Source organism: Microbulbifer sp. 2205BS26-8, from assembly GCF_030731025.1.
GTDB lineage: Bacteria > Pseudomonadota > Gammaproteobacteria > Pseudomonadales > Cellvibrionaceae > Microbulbifer > Microbulbifer spongiae.
The window spans coordinates 62,101-82,516 of record NZ_JAVAMR010000011.1; the positions used below are offsets into that span (position 1 = coordinate 62,101).

19 protein-coding genes and 1 pseudogene are annotated in these 20,416 nt (G+C 44.3%); 17 read left to right on the top strand and 3 right to left on the bottom strand.

The features are described 5' to 3' along the window. Positions 1 to 512: 512 nt before the first annotated feature. From Q5Y71_RS17515 to Q5Y71_RS05935, 17 genes and pseudogenes are all read left to right on the top strand, one after another. Positions 513 to 878 (top strand): annotated as a pseudogene (locus tag Q5Y71_RS17515) (flavin-dependent monooxygenase); the annotation flags it as partial. A gap of 286 nt (positions 879 to 1,164) precedes the next feature. Further along, positions 1,165 to 1,797 (top strand): IS630 family transposase, encoded by a 633-nt coding sequence (locus Q5Y71_RS05860; protein ID WP_306040846.1) that lies wholly within the window; start codon positions 1,165 to 1,167, stop codon positions 1,795 to 1,797. 401 nt (positions 1,798 to 2,198) lie between these two features. Continuing rightward, positions 2,199 to 3,020 (top strand): alpha/beta fold hydrolase, encoded by an 822-nt coding sequence (locus Q5Y71_RS05865; RefSeq protein ID WP_306040848.1) that lies wholly within the window; start codon positions 2,199 to 2,201, stop codon positions 3,018 to 3,020. A 3-nt stretch (positions 3,021 to 3,023) separates the two neighbouring features. Next, positions 3,024 to 3,815, top strand: coding sequence for a fumarylacetoacetate hydrolase family protein (locus tag Q5Y71_RS05870; protein WP_371877001.1), 792 nt, complete (start codon positions 3,024 to 3,026; stop codon positions 3,813 to 3,815). 26 nt (positions 3,816 to 3,841) lie between these two features. Then, complete coding sequence (locus Q5Y71_RS05875; protein WP_306040850.1) at positions 3,842 to 4,780, top strand: acetaldehyde dehydrogenase (acetylating); 939 nt, start codon at positions 3,842 to 3,844, stop codon at positions 4,778 to 4,780. After that, positions 4,777 to 5,847 carry a 4-hydroxy-2-oxovalerate aldolase gene (gene dmpG, locus Q5Y71_RS05880; RefSeq protein WP_306040852.1) on the top strand — a complete coding sequence of 357 codons (1,071 nt, stop codon included), beginning with the start codon at positions 4,777 to 4,779 and terminating at the stop codon, positions 5,845 to 5,847. Before Q5Y71_RS05875 ends, dmpG begins: the two co-directional genes overlap by 4 nt. 215 nt (positions 5,848 to 6,062) lie before the next feature. Then, positions 6,063 to 6,983 carry a VOC family protein gene (locus Q5Y71_RS05885; protein ID WP_306040854.1) on the top strand — a complete coding sequence of 307 codons (921 nt, stop codon included), beginning with the start codon at positions 6,063 to 6,065 and terminating at the stop codon, positions 6,981 to 6,983. A 187-nt stretch (positions 6,984 to 7,170) separates the two neighbouring features. Then, complete coding sequence (locus Q5Y71_RS05890) at positions 7,171 to 8,052, top strand: CoA transferase subunit A (protein ID WP_306040856.1); 882 nt, start codon at positions 7,171 to 7,173, stop codon at positions 8,050 to 8,052. Continuing rightward, entirely contained in the window at positions 8,009 to 8,854 is an 846-nt protein-coding gene (locus Q5Y71_RS05895; protein WP_306040858.1) for a CoA-transferase subunit beta, read from the top strand. Before Q5Y71_RS05890 ends, Q5Y71_RS05895 begins: the two co-directional genes overlap by 44 nt. A 5-nt stretch (positions 8,855 to 8,859) precedes the next feature. Continuing rightward, complete coding sequence (locus Q5Y71_RS05900) at positions 8,860 to 9,795, top strand: enoyl-CoA hydratase (protein WP_306040860.1); 936 nt, start codon at positions 8,860 to 8,862, stop codon at positions 9,793 to 9,795. Next, positions 9,796 to 10,863, top strand: coding sequence for a nitronate monooxygenase family protein (locus Q5Y71_RS05905; protein ID WP_306040862.1), 1,068 nt, complete (start codon positions 9,796 to 9,798; stop codon positions 10,861 to 10,863). It abuts the gene before it with no gap. Next, entirely contained in the window at positions 10,863 to 11,624 is a 762-nt protein-coding gene (locus Q5Y71_RS05910; protein ID WP_306040864.1) for an enoyl-CoA hydratase family protein, read from the top strand. Before Q5Y71_RS05905 ends, Q5Y71_RS05910 begins: the two co-directional genes overlap by 1 nt. A gap of 10 nt (positions 11,625 to 11,634) precedes the next feature. Then, positions 11,635 to 12,804 carry an acyl-CoA dehydrogenase family protein gene (locus Q5Y71_RS05915; protein ID WP_306040865.1) on the top strand — a complete coding sequence of 390 codons (1,170 nt, stop codon included), beginning with the start codon at positions 11,635 to 11,637 and terminating at the stop codon, positions 12,802 to 12,804. A gap of 2 nt (positions 12,805 to 12,806) precedes the next feature. Next, the gene (locus Q5Y71_RS05920; RefSeq protein WP_306040866.1) at positions 12,807 to 13,826 is read left to right on the top strand and encodes an acyl-CoA dehydrogenase; all 1,020 of its coding nucleotides are present in this window, start codon (positions 12,807 to 12,809) and stop codon (positions 13,824 to 13,826) included. Between the two features lie 2 nt (positions 13,827 to 13,828). Beyond that, the gene (locus tag Q5Y71_RS05925) at positions 13,829 to 14,977 is read left to right on the top strand and encodes an acetyl-CoA C-acetyltransferase (protein WP_301414842.1); all 1,149 of its coding nucleotides are present in this window, start codon (positions 13,829 to 13,831) and stop codon (positions 14,975 to 14,977) included. Between the two features lie 37 nt (positions 14,978 to 15,014). After that, positions 15,015 to 15,905 carry an SDR family oxidoreductase gene (locus Q5Y71_RS05930; protein WP_306040867.1) on the top strand — a complete coding sequence of 297 codons (891 nt, stop codon included), beginning with the start codon at positions 15,015 to 15,017 and terminating at the stop codon, positions 15,903 to 15,905. Positions 15,906 to 15,922: 17 nt separating this feature from the next. Next, positions 15,923 to 17,083 carry an acyl-CoA dehydrogenase family protein gene (locus tag Q5Y71_RS05935; protein WP_306040868.1) on the top strand — a complete coding sequence of 387 codons (1,161 nt, stop codon included), beginning with the start codon at positions 15,923 to 15,925 and terminating at the stop codon, positions 17,081 to 17,083. A 262-nt stretch (positions 17,084 to 17,345) separates the two neighbouring features. On the opposite strand, the gene Q5Y71_RS05940 is transcribed toward Q5Y71_RS05935, so the two are convergent. From Q5Y71_RS05940 to Q5Y71_RS05950, 3 genes are read right to left on the bottom strand one after another with little or no spacing between them, the layout of a single operon-like run. After that, positions 17,346 to 18,284 carry an alpha/beta hydrolase gene (locus Q5Y71_RS05940; protein ID WP_306040869.1) on the bottom strand — a complete coding sequence of 313 codons (939 nt, stop codon included), beginning with the start codon at positions 18,282 to 18,284 and terminating at the stop codon, positions 17,346 to 17,348. 44 nt (positions 18,285 to 18,328) lie between these two features. Beyond that, positions 18,329 to 19,189 carry an SDR family oxidoreductase gene (locus tag Q5Y71_RS05945; protein WP_306040870.1) on the bottom strand — a complete coding sequence of 287 codons (861 nt, stop codon included), beginning with the start codon at positions 19,187 to 19,189 and terminating at the stop codon, positions 18,329 to 18,331. A gap of 23 nt (positions 19,190 to 19,212) precedes the next feature. Beyond that, positions 19,213 to 20,403, bottom strand: a complete 1,191-nt coding sequence (locus Q5Y71_RS05950; protein WP_306040871.1) for an acyl-CoA dehydrogenase family protein — start codon at positions 20,401 to 20,403, stop codon at positions 19,213 to 19,215. Positions 20,404 to 20,416: the final 13 nt, after the last annotated feature.

A 20,416-nucleotide genomic window follows, 5' to 3' on the forward strand; every position in this document is an offset into this window, starting at 1 on the left:
GGTCGATGTTACCCAAACGATGGGGAGGATTGGAAGTCACACCCCAAGAATTCTTTTCGGCTCAGATAAAAATCGCAGAATACGATATGAGTTCCGCCTGGGTTGGCGGTATTATCGCAGTTCATGCGTTTCAGCTTGCGTTGATGGATGAGCGAGCGCAGGCCGATGTTTATGATGAAAATCCAGACGCTTGTGTATCGAGTTCTTACAATCCGGTGGGTGGCAAAACCGAAATTGTGGAAGGCGGTATTATGCTCAGTGGTCGTTGGGGTTGGAGTTCGGGTAGTGATCACTGTCAATGGGTTTTGCTAGGGGCTATTGTACCTGGTGAAGGCTATCGGACCTTTCTGGTGCCACGCTCAAACTATGAAATTGAAGATACCTGGCACGCGATGGGTCTGCAAGGAACGGCTTCAAATGACATCGTTATTGAAAAACCAGTATTTGTGGCGCATTATCGCACGCATAAGCAAATTGATGGTTTTAACTGCAAAAATAAGCAGAAAAATCCAATGTATAACCTGCCCTGGGCGCAAATCTTTGTCCGTGTAGTGTCGGCACCCGCCATTGGTGCCGCTCGGCATGCACTGAAAATATTCAAACAAAACGCCAGCACCAGCAGTACGGATCCAACAAAGCTAATTGGAGATCCGGATGTGCTACGCCGCGTAGTGGAGGCGGAACACCTGATTGACAGCAATGAAACTATTTTGATGCGTAATTTCGATGCGATGATGGAAATAGTTAATCGAGGGCAAGAGATACCAATGATTGATCGCGTGAGATATCGATACCAGGCGTCTGTTGTCATTGATGAGATGATCAAGGCAGTTGATTGCCTGTTTGATATTGCAGGAGGCCGGAGTGTTTTCAATGGTGCAGAAATTCAAAATATTTGGCATGACATTCATGTTTCCCGTGCGCATGTTGCAAATAACCCAGTACCATTTGCACGAAACTTCGGTAATATGATGATGGGTGGAGAAAATCCGGATTTATTTGTCTAGAGGTAATATTTGCTACAAGCCTTGAGGTGAATTCAGCACCTAGAAAAATTTATAAAGATTCATAGCGATTAAAATTTTTCATCTTTAAAGAAAGCTACAAGAGAGTTATCCAGGCTGGTTGCAATCTAATAATATCAGGACTGGTGGTGATAATATCATGCGAATATTAAAAAAAGAAGATGCACGAACACTCCCATCTGCCGCAAAAGAGGAAAAGCGTAAACAGGCAATTCGTTTACGGCAGGAAGGCTACTCCTACAAAGAAATTGCCGATATGATTGGTGTTCACTTTGAAACTGTTGGTAAATGGTATCGGGCGTACAGTGCCCGGGGGTTCGAAGGGATTTCAGCAAAACAACTGGGGCGAAAACCGGGAGCGGGACGCCTGCTCACTCAAGAGCAGGAAGCTAAAATAAAAAAACTGATTGTTGATAAAAGCCCTAATCAGATTAAACTGGCATATGCTCTATGGACAAGAAGAGCTGTTCAGCAATTGATTAAACAGGAATTCAATATTCAAATAGCTATTAGAACAGTTGGAGATCTGTTGGCTCGATTGGGATTAACACCGCAAAAACCAATCAAGCAGATCTGCGAAACAAATCAATCTCATGTAAAAAAATGGTTAGAAAAAGATTATCCGAAAACTCAGGATAAAAAACAGGAAGGAAATACAAAAATATATTGGAGTGATGAAACTGATGTGGTTTCTGATTCTCAACAAAGACGAGGATATACATCTCAATCACGGAAGTTTGTAACCGCTTTCAATGCCAAGTCGATTTTATAAAATATAGCATTATATTATATCAATAAAATAGTGAATTTTATGAATATAATAAGAATATAATTATATTAATCAAGTAAAAGTTAAATTAGAAATTAAAAAAGTAAAATCACTTCATTGCAAAGTAAATTTTATATATGTTTTCGGAGATTGATGTGTCATCGATTATCGAATGATGGGGATTGAAAGGAGTAATTTGTGTTTACTGAGTATAGGCCAGAAAGATATAGAGAATGAGGGTTTTCTGGGTGTGTAAATCCAGAGAATATCGATTTTTTCCATCTTGCGAAATGTAGTAAATAAAAATTTTTTTGCATGCAGGCGTCACAAAAAATCAGACAGAATGGTTGGTTGATGTCAACAAAAAATCTATTTTACTCGATGATTGATACGATAAGCCCATTATGAATTCTTTTGCGCCACCACGAGGACGTACCGCCAAAGTCGGTGAGTATGACATTCACTATTTGAGTTATGGCGAAGGGCCAGCTGTGGTTTTCCTGCATGGAAGTGGCCTTGGTGCCAGTGCCTATAGTAACTTCAAACAGAATATCGATGCTGTAGTTAATTGCGGGCATCGTGCTGTGTTGATCGATATGATTGGATTTGGTTATTCAAGTAAGCCAGCGGATCTCGATTACACAATGAAACTGTTTGTAACCACGGTCAAGGCTGCTCTTGATACCATCGGTATCGATCGGTGCTCCCTGGTTGGTAATTCTCTGGGCGGAGGTGTCAGTATTCGCTTGGCATTGGACCATCCTGAAATGGTGCAACGATTAATCCTGATGGCGCCCGGTGCTATTGAGGAGCGAGAAACCTACTTTTCTATGCCTGGTATCGCTAAAATGGTCAGCGCGTTTGTCGAAGGTCCGGTAAGTCGGGATGGGTTGCGAACAGTACTGGAGAGCCTGGTTTTCCATCCCAAGCATATTACAGATGAATTGGTTGAAGAGCGGTTCTGTATTTTAGAAACACAACCCAAAGAGGTGTTGTTGAGAATGGTGATTCCATCAATGGGTGAGCAACTGAGTAAATTGCAGTGCCCGGTGTTTGGTTTTTGGGGTCAGCAGGACCAGATGACGCCGGTCAGTGGTGCAACAAAATTTTTGAATCAAGTATCTGAATGCGAATTTCAGATATTCTCAGATTGTGGTCACTGGGTAATGGTTGAATATGCTGAACGTTTTAATCTTGCACTGGGAATTATCCTTACAGGAGCATGATTTGTGCCATTGAATCAATCCGATGTTAAACATTTAGGTGGTGAACTGTATCGCAGTATGCTCAGTAAAAGTACGGTTCCGCCATTAACGGATAGAGTGCCCAATATCACGATTGATGACGCTTATAATATTTCTCGACACTATTTAGATTTGCGTCTACAGAAGAATCGTGAAACTGTTGTAGGAAAAAAAATCGGAGTTACCAGTGCCGCAGTGCAATCTATGCTGGGTGTGTATTCCCCCGATTTTGGTTTTTTAACTGATGCGATGCAATTCTCAGATGGTGATGTTCCTATCGGTCAATTGATTCAGCCCAGGGCTGAAGCAGAGATTGCTTTCAGATTAAAAAAAATGCTGCGTGGACCAGGTATAACCACAGGTGATGTGCTTGCTGCGACAGATTCTGTGATGGCGTGTTTTGAAATTGTCGATTCCAGAATTGAGAACTGGAAAATAAAAATCCAAGATACTGTTGCCGATAATGCATCCTGTGGCGTATTCGTAGTGAGTGATATGCATGTTGATGCGTCTGATCTGGATTTGGCTGCTTGCAAAGTCAGAGTGTACAAAAATGGTAAATTTCTAAGTGAAGGGGAGGGTTCAGCCGTGCAGGGCTCCCCCCTGGCATCGATTGCCTGGTTGGCAAATACACTGGGTGAGCTTGGGGTTGCACTTGAAGCCGGTGAATTGCTGCTCTCAGGTTCTCTGGTGCCGCTGGAGCCCATTGTGCCCGGTGATGTAATGAGTATGAATATTGAAGGTATCGGATCGTTAAACCTAAACTTCGTGGAATAGAACATGGGAACAATTTGGTTGTGACTATGGAAAAAATCCAATGCATGATTTTGGGATCAGGCAATATTGGCACTGACCTAATGATTAAAATTCGTGACAAATCTGAAAAATTAGCAGTTGCTGCGGTCATTGGAATTGACGCTGAGTCTGAAGGTCTGGCAATGGCGGCCAAGTCTGGTTTTGCGACAACCTGCAAGGGTATTCAAGGCGCAAAGGAGCTTGCGGAATGGGATGGTATTCGTATTGTCTTTGATGCAACCTCAGCGGGTGCTCACAAACACCACGATGCTGTTTGCCGTGTGGATGGCAAGCAGATGATTGATCTGACACCAGCGGCCATCGGCCCCTATTGTGTACCCGTGGTTAATATGAATGAGCACTTGAACGAACCAAACATCAATATGGTGACCTGTGGCGGTCAGGCGACAATACCGATCGTTTATGCAGTCAATCGCGTTGCCGCTTCTGTACCCTATGCGGAGGTTGTTGCCTGTGTTTCTTCACAGTCAGCAGGGCCAGGTACCCGCGCCAATATCGATGAATTTACACAAACTACCGCACGGGGTTTGGAAAAGATCGGCGGTGCTAAAAACGGTAAAGCCATTATTGTGCTTAATCCGGCTGAACCGCCAATGATCATGCGTGACACTGTATATACATTGTCGATCAATGCCAAAGAGCAACAGATTGAAGAGTCTATCCATGCCATGCTGGATGATATTCAACAATATGTTCCAGGCTATCGATTAAAGCAGGATGTACAGTTTGAGGTGATTGACAGGGGTCAACTTTTGAATATTCCCGGGTACGGGAAGACTGCCGGGTTGAAAACAACAGTCTTCCTTGAGGTTGAGGGGGCCGGGCACTTTTTACCCAGGTATTCGGGCAATCTGGATATTATGACTTCCGCGGCTATGGCGACGGGGGAACGGATTGCCGAACTTAAATATGGGGTAGGGATATGAAAGGTAAGTTGCGTAATCCCATTGAGGAAAAGGTTTTTATTCAGGATGTTACTCTGCGGGATGGCATGCATGCGATCCGCCATCAATATGGTATTGAGCATGTTGCGGCGATTGCTAAAGCACTGGATCAGGCAGGTGTTGATGCCATTGAAGTAGCCCACGGTGATGGACTCAATGGTTCGAGTTTTAACTATGGTTTTGGTGCGCATACGGATTGGGAATGGATTGAGGCGGCTGCTGATGTAGTTAACAATGCAATGCTGACTACACTGATATTGCCGGGCATTGCAACTGTTGATGCATTAAAGCGAGCCTATGATTTAGGTGTGCGTTCTGTTCGCGTTGCAACTCATTGTACAGAAGCCGATGTCTCCAGACAGCATATTGAGTATGCACGTAATCTGGGTATGGACACGGTCGGCTTCTTAATGATGAGCCATATGAGTGAACCGAAAGCGTTGGCACGACAAGCAAAGTTGATGGAAAGCTATGGCGCACACTGTATTTATGTTACCGATTCAGGCGGCGCGATTGATATGGATGGTTACGCCGATCGTATCAAGGCGTATGATGATATACTCGACCCCGTAACCGAAAGGGGTGTGCACGCGCACCATAACCTGTCACTGGGCGTGGCAAATTCTATTGTCGCTGTGCAAAACGGTGTTCGACGGGTTGATGCTTCTCTGGCGGGTATGGGCGCCGGTGCGGGTAATGCACCGCTGGAGGTCTTTGTCGCTGCTATCGATCGTAAAGGCTGGAGGCATGGTTGTGATGTTTTCAAGTTGATGGACGCAGCTGAAGAATTGGTTCGACCACTTCAGGATAGACCGGTACGGGTAGATCGCGAAACACTGTCGCTGGGTTATGCGGGTGTGTATTCGTCATTTTTGCGTCACGCAGAAAAGGCCTCTACAGATTATGGCATTGATGTGCGTACTATTTTAGTTGAACTGGGGTGTCGTGGTATGGTGGGTGGTCAAGAAGACATGATTGTGGATGTTGCACTTGATTTGAAAAAACAACTGAAAGCGACACAAACTACTCGAGAAGAAGCCACAATATAAACCCGTATCCCGGTTTTTTAATCAGAATATAGATGTGCTCATATAACCGAATTTGCATTCGGTGTCTGGCCATTGTCGTAGCTAATAATGGGATTTTCTACTTATAAGACATATTATTGCAAGATAAGATTGCCCATCCAAAGAAAATAATAAATAAAAACTCATAATTATTTATTGTAAAAATTAACTATCAGTTCATTTAAAGGAGAAATAATGTGTCAATCTCGGTCACTGCTGGCAAAGTGTCTAGTCTGGGTTACATCATTCTGCTGACACAGGATATCGATGCCTGGCGGGAATTTGGTTCGGATGTGCTTGGATTAATGCTAAATTCTGAAATCAGCAATGCTGAACAATTATTCTTCCGAATGGACAATCACCCCTCCCGGTTGATTGTGAAGCATCATGATTCAAATAAATTGGCAGCCATTGGCTGGGAGTGTTCTGATAAAGAATCTTATGAGGCAGTTATTACCGCTATTGAGACTACGGGAGCAGAGGTTAAGCGCGGAAACGAGTCAGCGGCAGCTGAACGGGGAGTGACAGAATACGCAGGCAGTAAAGATCCTGACGGTAATCCATTTGAGGTATTCCATACACGTACTGGATTGCGTGATAATTTTCAATCCCCGCTCGATATTGACAAGTTTGTAACAGGGAAACTGGGTATGGGACATGCAGTTATTCCTGCACCTAAACTCACTGTAACGGAAGCATTTTATAAAAACATCTTGGGATTCGGCGCAAGCGATAATCTCACCTTGCCTTCTCCGACTGCGGGTATGCCGGATATGAATATTCGTTTTTTTCATGCCAATAATCCCAGGCACCACAGTTTGGCACTTTTTAACTGGCCAAATCCACTTGGTTTGGTGCATTTACTGCTGGAAGTGTCGAGCGTGGATGAGGTTGGTACCTGCCTGGATCGAATACACGCAGGAGACTACCCTTTGATGGCAACGCTGGGACGTCATTGTAACGACAATATGCTGTCTTTTTATGTGATAGGTCCGGGTGGGTTTGCGATTGAATATGGGTGTGATGGTTTAAAGATTGATAGTGATAATTATCAAACAACGGTCAGCACCCGTGCGGATGTTTGGGGACATGATTACATGCCACCCGTTCCAGCCTGATTTGTGCTATTTAGCAGGCTGCTGAAAAACTCGGATTTTGAATTAAAGCATCATCATCTTGAAGTTTTAGAATCAAAAAAACACTTGTTTTGTAGGCTCTGAATTTTCTGATTTTATAAGAGTTAAGGTAAAAATTTCGTTAAAGGGACTTTTTCAGCAGCCTGTTAGATAAAGTAGAATAAATGTTATGAGTAAACTGATTTCCCATTTACAGGCTATTAACAATATTGAATCGGGCATGACCATTGGCATTGGCGGCTGGGGTCCACGTCGTAAGCCGATGGCGCTGATTCGAGAATTGTTGCGTAGTGAGGTGAGGGACTTAACAGTGGTTTCCTTTGGTGGTGCCGATGTCGGTATGCTGTGTGCCGCAGGTAAGGTAAAAAAACTGGTGTTTGCCTTTGTTTCTCTCGACTTTATTCCATTGGAACCCTATTTTCGACAGGCCCGCCAGAAGGCTGAAATTGATGTGATGGAAGTCGACGAAGGCTTGATGGTACTGGGTTTGCGGGCGGCAGCTATGGGTGCTCCCTTTATTCCGACTGAGGTTGGATTGGGAACGGATGTGATCAGACGCAATAAAGATATTAAGTTGATCGACTCCCCCTATGACGACAGCAAAGAATGGGTCGCAATGCCGGCATTGAATTTGGATGTCTCACTGTTGCATGTTGACCGCGCCGATCAGCGCGGTGTCTGTCAAATAAAAGGGCCAGATCACTATATGGATGATCTATTTGCCCGAGCAGCGAAAAAAACACTTGTTTCCTGTGATGAACTGGTTGATACCAACTTTTTTCACCAGAATCCAGAAGAAGCACGTTATGTGTTCTGGGAGCGAAGTGTTACCAGTCATGTTGTGCACAGTCCGTTTGGTGCACATCCGAGTTCATGTAATCCACTGTATGGCATTGATGTCAGGGTTTTTAGAGAATATGCAGCCAGTGCCAAACGAAAGGATGGTTGGAATCAGTATTTCAAAGATTATATTTCAGTGAAGGAGTCTGTTTATCTTGAGAAGGTTGGTGGTGCTGATTTTATACGTACATTACCATTGCCAATCTATTAATGTTATCTGGCTTAACTTAATCGTGATGAGAGAAAAAATAATACATAATCCATTAGCTGATCTTCTCATTTGTGCCTGCTCAAATATTTGGGAAGATGATTCTGAAGTGCTGGCTTCAGGATTTGGTTTGATTCAACGCCTGGCCGCGTCGCTGGCAATGATGAAGAATCCAAATCTGATGATGACTGATTCAGAAGCTTATATTGTTTCAGAACCAGTGCCCGTTGGACGACGCAATGGCTATGAACCCAGGCGTGAAACTTGGATGGGATTTTCAAGAATATTTGATAACGTTTGGAGTGGTAACCGACATGCATTGGTTAGTCCCAGCCAGATAGATCGGTTTGGACAAGCCAATATTTCGGCAATTGGAGACTATGAGCAACCAAAGGTGCAGATGTTGGGCATGCGCGGATTTCCGGGTAATTCTATCAGTCATGCCAATTCATTTTTTGTGCCCGTCCACAGTAGGCGCGTTTTTGTTGAAAGTGAAGTCGATACCGTCTGCTCAATCGGGTATAACCCTGCTCGATTACCCAAAGGTTACTGGTTGGATGATATTGATATTCGAAGGATTATAACCAATCTGTGTGTAATGGACTTTGAACCGAATCATAAGAAAATGCGGATTCTCAGCTTGCATCCTGGCGTGTCGGCAGATGAGGTGCAGGACAATACCGGTTTTGATCTGATTAGGCCTGATGGACTTGACCAAACCGCTGAACCGACACCCCAGGAATTGGCAACCATCAGCGCATTAGATCCGAATAACCTGCGTATAAACGCTGTTAAAACGAGGTGAATACTGTGACTGGCGTGGATGAGAATACTCAAAGAGCGAATGAAACGGTAGACCGAGCCGGAACCGATATTATTTATGAAGAGAAGTACCCTGTTTTATATGATGTTGACGGCCCCATCGCTTATCTCACCCTTAACCGAATAAAATATCACAATAGCCAAAACTCCCAAATGCTTTATGCATTGGATGATGGTTTTTATAAGGCCTGTAATGACGATCATATAAAGGTGATCGTTTTGCGTGCTAAGGGTAAGCATTTCTCTGCCGGGCATGATATTGGAACACCCGGTAGAGACTTTGACTATGGTCGTGATGATCGTCGTTCAATGAACTACAACCATGACAACAAGCCAGGTGCAGAAAAAGCCTATATTCGCGAAGAAGAGGTTTACCTGGAATTTTGTCGTCGTTGGCGTAGTGTGCCAAAACCAACCATTGCACAGGTTCATAAAGGATGCATTGCAGGAGGGTTAATGCTGGCCTGGGTATGTGACCTGATCATTGCTTCGGATGATGCATTCTTTCAGGATCCCGTTGTTCAAATGGGCTTTCCTGGTGTTGAGTATTTTGCTCATCCATTTGAGCTAAATGTGCGTCTGGCTAAAGAGTTTTTGTTATTAGGGGAACGCTGGAGTGCTGAGCGTGCCTATGCAGCCGGAATGATTAATAAAGTAGTTCCACGTCAGCAGCTTGAAACCACGGTGAAAAGCTGGGCTGATAAAATCGCAAAGCAACCCCGCCTGGCGTTATCTCTCAGCAAAAAATCCTGTAATCACATTGAAGATCTGCAGGGTAAACGGACCGGGATTGATGCTGTTTTTGCTATGCACCATTTTGCGCATGCCAACAATACCCTGGTGAAAGGGGATTATATTGCCGGTTTCGATGGTAGGAAGATGGCACAATCGAATAAGATATCGCTGAGAGAGAGCGAAAAATAAATGCATCCAGCACTGTCAACTTCGTTGATCAAAATACTGGGTTGTGATTACCCAATCATTCAGACGGCAATGGGTTGGGTGGCGACCAGTCAACTGGTTTGTGCGAGTATTCAGGCTGGTGCGTTCGGCTTCCTTGCTGCTGCCGTGATGGATCCGGCTGAGTGTGAAAGAGAGATTAAAAAAATCAAATCGGTTACGGATAAACCTTTTGGTGTGAATATTCATGGATTTCAACCCGGTGTTGAGCGTATTGTAGATCTGTGTATAGAGTATAAGGTCGCTGCATTATCCTACGGACGTGGACCAAATTCCAAACTTATTGACAAAGTAAAAGATGCGGGTTTGAAGTGTGTGCCGACTATTGGTAACAGCAAGCATGCTTGCAAAGCTGTAAAGATGGGTGCGGATATCCTTGTTTGTCAGGGACAGGAAGGAGGCGGGCACACAGGAGCAATACCTACCTGGTTATTGCTAGCGGAGGTTCTTGACCTGAATCCCGGGGTGCCTGTTGTAGCATGTGGAGGATTTAAGGATGGTCGCGGGCTAGCAGCCGCCCTGACTTTTGGTGCTGAAGGAATTGCCATGGGAACACGTTTTATGATGAGTTCTGATAGCCCAACACCGAGTGCCACCAAAGCGGAATATATCAAATCCCAGGTATCAAATATTCCCGTTTCTAGCAAACTGGATGGTCTCCCGCAACGAATGTTAATGAATCGTACTTTAGTTGATCTGGAAAAATCATCCAGCTTCGGTATGTTAATACGCGCATTGAGAAATGGCTGGAAATATAAATCTAAAACCGGTATGCCTATAGTTCAGATTCTTAAAACAGCCTGGGAAATGGCAAGTAAAACTGATATGACACTGGGGCAAACTCTGATGGCAGTGAATGCTCCTATGATTATTCAAAAAGCAATGGTCGAGGGTAAACCGGATGAGGGCGTGTTGCCCAGTGGTCAGATTGCCGGTCTTATCTACGACCTGCCAAATTGCGCTCAAATAGTCTCTAAAATTATTGAGGAGGCTCAAATTAACCTAACGCGGGTTACAAGTACGGTGACGTAATGTCTATTAGAACTGAAGTCAATAACAGTATTGCCGAAGTGATTCTAGATCACCCGCCGGTCAATGCATTTAACGGCACGCTTTGGAATACAATTCCTAATATAATTACCACCTTAGGAAAACGACAAGATATTAAAGTCCTGCTTATTCGTGCCGAAGGCAGAGGTTTTTGTGCAGGTGTTGATATCAAGGAACTTGCGGAGAACTCGTCTGCTATTGTTGAGGTAAATAAAGGGAACTACGAAACATTTAAGGCGATTCATCATTGTGAAGTACCGGTTATTTGTGCCCCCCATGGCTTTGTGATTGGTGGTGGTATTGGTATGTGTGGTGCTGCTGACGTCATTATTGCTTCTGATGATTGTTTTTTTTCTCTACCAGAGATTGATCGAGGCGCCATGGGTGGCGCTGCCCATTTGCAGCGTTTTTTACCGCTACCTAAGGTGCGTGCCGCTTTCTTTACTGGCGAAAAAATACCGGCCAAAGAAGTATATCGTTTGGGTGGTATTGAAATGCTGGTGTCTCGTGAAATACTTCACAAGAAAGCCCGTGCCTATGCTGAAGTCATCGCCAGTAAATCCAGGGATGCACTGCGAATTGCCAAACAAGCCTTGAATGGTATTGAACCTTTTGACGTTGATGCAAGCTATCGCTGGGAACAGGGCTTTACCTTAGAAATGTACATGCTCAAACACAGCCAAAAAGCACGAGCGGCGTATATGAAAATAGACAAATCGACAGAGTTACAAGAGCCTAACTAGGGTATGCTCGATGAAAACTCATTTCACACCTGAACAGAAAAAATTTCGTGCCGAGGTTCGTGAATGGTTGAATGCTCATGTTCCCAGAGAGCGCTTGCCTAGCTTTGATACAAAAGAGGGATTTGAACAACATCGGGCATGGGAAGGTGCACTAGCCTCCGGTAACTGGAGTAATGTTAATTGGCCCACAGAGTATGGTGGTAGAGGCCTTGATCTGATTTCCTGGCTTATTTTCGAGGAAGAATATTATCGTGTGGATGCCCCCTTACGGGTGAGTCAAAATGGTATCTTTTTGCTTGCGCCAACCATTATGGAGTATGGCAGTGAAGAACAAAAAGCACGTTTTCTTCCACCAATGGCATCCGGGCAAGAAATTTGGGCCCAGGCCTGGTCAGAACCGGGTGCGGGTTCTGACATGGCTGCCATCACAACAAAGGCCGTACGCGAGGGTGATTATTACCTGATTAATGGCCAGAAAACCTGGTCTTCACGAGCCGTGTTTGCTGACTGGTGCTTTGGGCTGTTTAGAACTGATGAGAACAGTAAGCAACATAAAGGCTTATCTATAATTCTTGTACCACTTAACAGTCCGGGTTTAACTCGTCGTCCAATTATGCAGCTGGATGGTGAGTCTGGTTTTGCTGAATTGTTTTTTGATGAGGTGCGTGTGCCCGTTGACAACCTGCTTGGACCAGAGCACGGGGGCTGGAATGTAGCGATGGTAACAGCAGGTTTTGAGCGTGGTTTATTACTGCGCTCGCCAGCGCGTTTTCAGGCAGCTGCAGCGCGGCTGATCACGCTGTATAAACAACATAAGGATCGCCTTTCTTTGGGAATTGGTGAACAGGTTATACAAGCTTGGATGAACACAGAACGTTTTTGTGCAGCAACGTATCAACTTGTTTCACGTATACAGGCGGGTGCCTCAATATCATCCGAGGCCAGTGCCAATAAGCTTTTTTGGTCAGAAATGGATCGCCACCTGCATCGCACTGCTATGAGCATCATGGGTGCCCAGGCCGAAATCGAAGGCGGATTAGATGCAATAGACAATGGACGCTGGCTCGATGGTTATATGTTTTCCCTGGCGGGTCCTATTTATGCAGGGACGAATGAAGTCCAACGAAATATTCTGGCCGAGCGTGTTCTCGGTTTGCCCAGAGACAGGGCTGGAAAATAGCAATGGATTTTCGTTACACACAAATTCAACAGGATTTGATTGAAGCAGCGAGTGCGATGCTCAATGGTGAAAATACTCTGGATCGTCTGCGTGACTTGATAAACGAAAGGAAGACAGGGCAAATTGCTATAAATGCACAGGGTAGTGGGCTGTCCCATATTTGGGGGCAATTCTCCGAAGTAGGATTGCTTGGTCTAATGGCCAGGGAGGCTGATGGTGGCCTGGAACAACCCCTTGTGCTTATGGCGGGAGTAGCCGAGGCCGCAGGCTATGTAGCATTGCCAGAGCCTCTGATTGAACTGGCTGGGATAGTGGTTCCGCTGTTATCTCAAATGAATAAACCGGAGTGTCTTACACAGGTGCTTGAAGGTCGCTTATTGGTAGGCATTATCACGCCTCTATTACCCTTTAATAACACCACTGCCTATCATGATATGTTCATTGTTACCTCTGAGATGGGTGGTGAACTGGTATTGAAAAAAGATCTGAATTTGGAATCTAGAAAATCGATTGACCCATTAAGAAAGCTTGCCAAAGCCAACAAGCCAAGTTCACAGAATGCCCTGGCAGACTACCACGGTGCGGTACTCAGTGCAGCACAATTACTTGGTTTGTCCAAACGCATGATTGATATGTCGTGCGATTTCGCAAAGAAAAGGCATCAATTTGGGCGGCCTATTGGTTCATTTCAAGCCATTAAGCACCAGCTCGCTACGGCATATATGCAGATTGAATTTACCAGACCAATGATTCAACTGGCAGCTCTACAGGGTGGCGTTGCAGTGCACAATGCAAAGCTGACTGCAATAGATACGGCTATGTTGGTGATCGAAACGGCCATTCAGGTGCATGGTGGTATGGGTTATACCTACGAAGTCGATTTACATCTTTTTATGAAACGCGCCTGGGCACTCTGTGGTGAGTGGGGTGACCGAAATTATCACATGAAAAAATTGGAAGAGTACTTGCTCAATGATGAGATGGATATTGGTCAGATTCAAACGTTTATCCAGGAAAATTGAAAATGACTGAAGCATATATCGCCGATGCTGTTCGAACGCCAGTGGGACGCCGCAGGGGCAGTTTAGCGGAGGTGCATGGCGCCGATCTGGGTGCTCAGGTACTAAAAAACCTGGTGCTACGCAATAATATACCAGATTTTGAGTACGATGATATCATTTTTGGCTGTGTGGACACGGTTGGTCCTCTGGCGGGCGATATTGCGAGAACCTGCTGGTTGGCAGCAGGGCTGAGTGATCAGGTGCCCGGTGTTACCATAGATCGACAATGTGGTTCATCCCAGCAGGCAGTGCATTTCGCGGCCCAGGCAATTATGGCAGGTACCCAGGATGTGGTTGTGGCGGGTGGCGTGCAAACTATGACACAGATTCCGATTAGTTCAGCTATGAGTCTCGCAGAGCCGCTTGGATTTACCGATCCTTACAGTGGCTCAAGCGCCTGGGTTCAACGCTATGGCAGTGAGCCACTTACGCAGTTCAAAGCAGCGCAGAGAATTGCTGATAAGTGGGGTTTTTCTAGATCTGATTTGGAGGTCTATGCATTGGAATCTCATCGACGTGCGTTACATGCCATTGATAATGGATATTTTGACCGGGAGATATTGTCGCTCAATGGATTGAGCCAGGATGAAACCCCACGCCAAACCAGTTTGAAGAAGATGGCTGAGTTGGATTCTCTGTTTGGTTGCGAGAAGGTTACGGCTGCAGTATCGAGCCAGACTTGTGATGCCGCAAGTGCTGTATTAATCGTATCAGAAGCAGCGTTAAAGAAATATAATTTGACGCCACGTGCAAGAATTCATCATATGAGTGTTCGTGGTGATGATCCAATTTGGATGTTGACAGCGCCAATTTCAGCAACCAAATACGCGATGAAAAAATCGGGATTAACCCTAAATGATATTGATCTAGTTGAGGTTAATGAAGCTTTTGCATCGGTGGTAATGGCGTGGCTGAAAGAAATAGAATATCCGCATGACAAAACCAATGTAAATGGAGGTGCAATAGCTTTGGGTCATCCGCTGGGAGCGACAGGTACAAGACTGATGACCTCACTGCTGCACGAACTTGAGCGCACACGCGGTCGTTATGGACTGCAAACCATGTGTGAAGGAGGCGGGCAGGCAAATGTCACCATCATTGAAAGGATTTAATGGGAAAACCAAACCGAAAAAGGTTGGCTAAAAAAACATGAGTAATCTCTGTAAAAATCGAATTGTTATTATCACAGGTGCTGGTAAAGGCCTTGGGCGTGCACATGCTCTGGCCTTTAGTGCCGAGGGTGCCACGGTAATAGTCAATGACATTGATGAATTATCCGCTCAGGCAGTCGTGGACAAGATTCAGGCGAGTGGAGGTACAGCAAGAACTAACAACTTTGATATTACTAATTATCAGGCCTGTACCGAAGTCATACAGGATACAGTTGATACCTATGGCGATCTTCATGTGATAGTAAACAATGCCGGCATCAATAGAGACCGTATGTTTGTCTCCATGACAGAAGATGATTGGGATACGGTTATGACCGTACATCTGAAAGGGCATTTTTGCTTGAGTTCTAATGCGGTGCGTTATTGGCGTACTCGATCAAAAGCGGGATATAAAGTCTCCGGGCGTATCATCAACACCAGTTCCGGTGCCGGGTTGCAGGGTTCGGTCGGTCAATCAAATTATGCAGCAGCAAAAGCGGGTATTGTGGCATTAACACTGAATCAGGCGGCTGAACTGGCGCGTTATAAGGTGACTGCGAATGCTATTACCCCATCGGCACGTACGAGCATGACAATGGCGGTTCCAACTATGGCAGAGCGCATGAAGAAGCCAGATAACAATAGTTTTGATTACTGGTCAGCAGCTAATGTATCGCCGCTTCTGGTCTGGTTAGGTTCAGAACAATCCGCGCATATCAGTGGTAAAATTTTTGAGTCTGAAGGGGGCAAGATTTCCATTGCCGATGGCTGGCGTAGTACCAAAGGCATTGATAAGGGCAATCGATGGCAACCGACGGAAATCGGTAGCGTCATTGATAAATTGCTGGCAAAAGAAAGCCCTGCTCAACCGGTTTACGGTGCTGAATAACCTGGCGAAAATAGCCCATGGAATTTTCCTTTAATCCAGAGCAGCAGCATATAGCTGAAGTTGCCGATACCTTCCTGGGCTCTGTAGCAGGCAGTGAAGCAATGCGTAGGGCTATGAAAAGAGAATCTGGGTTTGAAGTTGATGTATGGCAGAAAATAACACAAAAAATGGGTTGGCACTTGACACATATTCCAGAGCAGTTCAATGGACTTGGTCTAGGTTATATCGAGCTTTGCATATTGCTTGAGCGGATGGGCGCTAATCTGGTTTGTGCGCCTTTCTATTCGACAGTTGTTTTTGGTGTGAATGCGTTATTGATAACGGGCACAAAAGCACAAAAGCAGCACTGGTTAGAACAGATTGTAACGGGACAAAAACGTTTGACGTTAGCCTATTCCGGACAAGGTCGTGGATGGGGTACGGAATCTGTGACAGCCCAGTATCAAAAAAAAGATAACGATTTTATTATCAATGGTAATTATCACTATGTGATTGATGGCCATACAGTAGATGCATTGGTAGTTGCTGCCCGTGAAATTAAAAGTGGTAATTTGGGACTATTTGTATTGCCAACTAACACCGAAGGGGTGACTCGATGTTGGACCCCCTCAATGGATCAGACAAGAAAACTCGCAACTGTAAAATTATCTAATGTTATTCTGGGCAAAGATTCTTTTATGGGCGAAGAATCTGGAGATAGTTTGCCCACCCTGGATAATATTCTGGCGCTAGCATGCATTGCGCTCGCCGCAGAACAAATGGGAGTTGCGGAAAAATCATTAAACATGACAGTGAGTTACATAGCTCAGCGCAAGCAATTTGATCGTGTGATAGGTGGCTTTCAAGCACTGAAACATAAAGCGGCTGATATGTTAAACAGAGTGGAATCTGCCCGTTCAGCTGTTTATTATGCCGCCTGTATAGCAAATGAATTTATGGCTGGCAATGACATGGGTGCAGAATTGCTGGAAGCTGCCAGTATTGCAAAAGCCTACTGTTGTGAAGCGGCTTATTTTAATAGTGGTTTAGCACTGCAAATGCATGGCGGAGTTGGTTTTACCTGGGAGTACGATGTACACCTCTATTTTAAGCGTGCCAAGGCAGCTCAGGTCAGTCTCGGTGATACTGCCTGGCACAAAGAACGAATAGCTGATATTGTACTGGGTTCTGCTGATTAAGATAAGGTATTTAACGTACTTCCCGAATTTCCCCGCATTGCGTATAGTGCTTGATTCACATCTGTGTGACTCAAGCACTCATTGATCAAATATAGTGATGTTGAAACAGTCTGTAAGATTAGATTATTGTTTTGATACAAACAATCTTTGTATGAAAGATTCAGCGTGTTATTTGTTGCGATAATTCTTATGTACTTTGCTGCAGAATCTAGGTTGTAATTTTTATAAGAATGACTATGTGTCGGAAAGTCGAATATGCTGATCAGGACAATCGTTCATTAAAAAAACGACTGACACACTCTATAAATTTATATTCCTCGAAACGAATTACAGCGTGACGTGCATCATCATATATGACTAGTTCTTTCTCACCGCGTTTTGCTCCATAGAGATGTTGAACATATTTTAATGGCGCAATTTTATCCTTGCGTCCATGGACAAACAAAACAGGCACATTATCTGGAATTTTCTTGACTAAATCCAACTGTGGTCCACGACAACGAAGCGCATTTTTTAACCCTGCTCCAACCAGCAGCATGAGTACCGTGCCAAAAAAATAACTTATCCATATGGGAATCCACCGATAAAGTCTTTGAGCAACAAATTTTACATTGTACCCAGAACTTTCAGCGACAACAGCACTAACACGCCGGTCGGAGCTTGTAATTGCAATTGCTGCAGCACTTCCACTTGAGACGCCTACAATACCGACCTTGTCATGCTGTTTGTTTTGTTCGATAAAATCAAGTGCTGCTAATAAATCTCGAGCTTCACGTATACCGATGGTTGTCATCCCTCTTGGATCAAAATCACTTGCGCCATGATTGCGGCCATCGAGCATCAACATTGCAAAACCAGCATTATTTATTGCAGGAAGTAAAGGAAGATAATAGCGCCGATCATCCAGACCGCCGTGCAGTGCAATGATAACAGGCGGGCTTTTAGCATTTTGGAGATCCTTGTCTGGAGGCGGTACATACCAAGCATGGATTGTTAACCGGTCAACTGTGACAAATGAAATATTCTCATAGTTGAATCCTCTACTTAAGGGTGTAGCACCTTGCTCTACTGGTGGTAGTATAGAGTCATAAGGCTTTTTATGTCTTAAATGTTGACTGTATATAATAAATAATGCAGTGCCGATAGCCCAAAAAAAAAATCCAAAAAAATAAGTGATTATATTTAAAAAAATGTTAATCACTCAATGTGCTCCTTATATCAATATATTTTTGACTAAAATAAAATCTAAGTATTTTTAAAGAACTCAGGTTTTTGACAGGCCCATAGTTCACCCCAATAACGTCCGCCGCCATCAAGTGTAATGACTTCTCCTGTCATAAAATTTGAAGCATTGCTGCCAAGATAGCCAACCAATTCAGCTACTTCCCATACTGTTCCAAAACGTTTCATGGGATTTGAGCCTGTAAAGGATTCTACTGCGGAAATATCGTAAGCATGCATTCCTTCAGACGAAATAACGCCGGGCGCGATGCAGTTAACTCTAATATTGAAAGGTGCCCACTCCACGGCTACGGTTTTTGTCGTATATATAATACCAGCGCGGGCTGCGCAGGTATGAGCGATATCGAACATGCCTCGATCAATAACAGTAGTCATATTAATAATATTACCGGGTCGACCGTGGCTTCGCCATTTTTTTGCTGCGGCCTGCATCATAAACCAGGTGCCATTGAGGTTATTGTCAATAACGGCTTTCCAGCCGTTGGGGCTAATATCAATAGCGGGTTTTGGGAATTGACCACCAGCATTATTGAACAGAATATCGATGCCCCCTAACGTCTGCCAAATATCCTCAAATAGCTGATCTACAAAAGTGGCATTGCGAATATCTATTCGTCGGATCTCAACATCGAGCTGTGCTTTAGACATCACTTGGGCAGCAGTTTGAAGTTTATCCATATTGCGACCACAAAGAATGACTTTAGCGCCGAGTCGAGCATATAACCAGGCACTGGCTTTACCGATACCGCTTCCACCTCCAGAAATTAGAATCTGTTTGCCTTTAAAAAGCTCCGGAGAATAGACAGTGGGAGCGGATGCAAGTTGGGCATCGCTCATACCAAATGCAAGTTGCCGCTCAGTCATAACTCAAACCTATGCTGAGTAAATTAGCTCTTGAAAAGTTCACTGGCAATGATAATTTTTCTTATTTCTGTCGAACCTGCACCAATCTCTAACAATTTTGTTGTGCGAAATAAACGGTTGATTTCTGACTCCCAAATATAGCCGTTGCCACCAAATATTTGTACACTATTGTCGAGCACCCGATTGCACATATTGGCACAATACATAATCGAAGCGGCAGTTCGTGCATGAATGTCGCCTTTGCCTGCCTGAGTTTCATCTACTTCATTGATTTCTGCCAAAATACTCCAGCAGAATGTTTTCATAGTTTCTACCCAGACATACATATCAGCTAATCGTGACTGAACCATTTGAAATTGTGCAATGGGTTTACCAAACTGCTTACGGGTTTTGGCAAATTCGAGACTTAATGATAATGCACGTTCTGCAGTGCCTACACTAATCGGAGCAACCATGGATCTCTCAAAATCTAGTCCACTCATAACTACTTGATGACCTTGATGTTCATCACCAACAATATTCTCCAGTGGAACACGAAGGTTCTCGAAAAATAATTCCGCAGTTTGACTTCCTCGAAATCCCATTTTGTTCATCTTTTGCGCGACTTTAAATCCCGGCATATCACTTTCCACGATAAAGGCGGTAATACCCTTTGAACCTTTACCAGGGACTGTTTTGGCGTACACCAGACATATATCAGCAATGGGTCCGTTGGTGATATAAATCTTGCTACCGTTTAATATATAGTGATCATTCTCTCTTATTGCCCTTGTATTCATTGAGCCAAGTGCATCAGAACCCGCACCGGGCTCTGTTAAGCCAAGGCAACCAATAATTTCGCCGGAACAGAGTCTCGGTAGATATTTTTCACGGAGATGATCAGATCCATTTTTATCTATATTATTGGCACATAGATTGTCATGAGCAACCCACGCCAATGCCAGCGCATGATTCCAGCGAGAAAAGGCCTGGCAAATCAGCCCTGCCGAAAGCATATCAAGGCCCACACCGCCATATTTTTGGCTGACAGTGATACCCAAAAAGCCCAGTTTCCCTAGTACTTGCATAATATCGCTTGGCCACCACTCTTCATCATCCATCCTTTGCGCCAAAGGATATAATTGTTCTCTGGCGTATTTGTCCGCATGATCAAGTATATTCTGTTGTTCATTGGTAAGCGTAAATTGATTTTTCATTGTTATTTCGTCTTCCATAGATTTTGATATT